This is a genomic window from Nostocoides australiense Ben110 (assembly GCF_001050535.1).
In the GTDB taxonomy this organism is placed as follows: domain Bacteria; phylum Actinomycetota; class Actinomycetes; order Actinomycetales; family Dermatophilaceae; genus Nostocoides_A; species Nostocoides_A australiense.
This window is the reverse complement of sequence record NZ_HG764815.1, coordinates 3755972-3757269: the sequence shown is the minus strand read 5'-3', so window position 1 is coordinate 3757269 and position 1298 is coordinate 3755972. Positions and strand designations below refer to the sequence as shown.

Genomic DNA, 1298 nt, shown 5'->3' with positions numbered 1-1298 from the left:
GTGCCGCCGGGCTGCTGCAGGACCGGGGGGTCGGTCTCGGCGTCGCCCGCCGACCGCGGCAGTTTCAGGGGGGCGTGGTTGCCGACTTGGACGGTGCGGGCGACCGGGTCGGCGATGACCTGCTGGTGGCCCACGGTCGTCACGGTCACGGCCTTGCGGGCCCCGATGGCGCCGAACGCGGGACTGGCGAAGCCGGAGTCGCTGTCGGCGTCGGGGTTGATCAGCACGCGGGTGCCGGCGGCGTCGGCCACGAAGACGGTGCCGTCCTCGGCGACCGCCAGGTCGGAGAACGGCCCGGCGCCCGAGGCCTTTTTCGGGCTGGCGACCGAGGTCAGGGGTTCGGTGGTCGCGGCGAGTTGACGCAGGCGTGTGGCGGCCGCATTGGTGTCGCCCGCGCGGTAGCGGGTCGCCCAGATCCGGCCGGTGGCCCGGTCCAGGGCGGCGATGGTGCCGCCGCGCAGGTCGAGGACGGCATCCTGCGCGATGACGACGCCCTGATCCGCCAGCGGGACGGCGGTGCGCACGTCGACGGGATAGATCGTCGAGGTGTTGCGATCGACGGCGACGACCGTGTCGGCGTCCTGGAGCACGTCGAGGGTGGACTCGTCCTCCTTGCGCAGCTCGCCCGGCGGGAAGAAGCCCCCGTCGAGGGCCCCGGCGGCCCGGTTGAGGCGACCGAAGGAGCCCTCGCGGTCGTTGGTCACCCAGACTCCGGCATCGAAAAGATCCATGCTGCGGACGCTGTGCCCGGGTTGGCGCACGACGAGACCGACGAATGCGGTGACGAGCAGGCAGGCGGTCACGACCGCCCCGATCACGCGCACCGCCTTGCCGTTCACGTGCGCGAGTATCCCGCCTAATCGCCGCGTCCGCCTCCTCAGGGCGCGGGATTCGGGCCACTCTTGCCTATTCGGCGCAGCTCGGCGACGAGTACTCCTGGGTCGAGGTGCCATTGGCCCGCACGACGAGGACCTCCAGGCAGACCCGTTCGCCGTTCGGCGCGTCGAGCGTGAGCTTCGGTGTGCTGACCACGCCCTCGCGGTCGTCGTCGGTGCGCCATCGGTAGGAGTCGGACTCCAGCAGCCCCGCGTAGTCCCACGTGAAGACGAGGCGTTCGCCGCGCCGTTCGCCCGAGACCTCCACGGTGCCCGGCAGCAGGGTGGCGTCGTCGTTGCCCAGGCCTCCTGGCGGCGCCGAGTCGCTGACGGTCGCCGGCGGCGTGGCCGGCTGGTTGCCGTCCGGCCAGGCCAGGTATGCCGCGCCGCCGGCCAACAGGAGCGCGCCCAGTCCCGCTGCGA

At 72.7% G+C, this 1298-nt stretch carries 2 pseudogenes; both read right to left on the bottom strand.

What is annotated here, in order from left to right:
* Positions 1 to 839, bottom strand: a pseudogene (locus BN11_RS18460) (hypothetical protein); the annotation flags it as partial.
* Between the two features lie 67 nt (positions 840 to 906).
* A pseudogene (locus BN11_RS18455) lies at positions 907 to 1298 on the bottom strand (hypothetical protein); the annotation flags it as partial.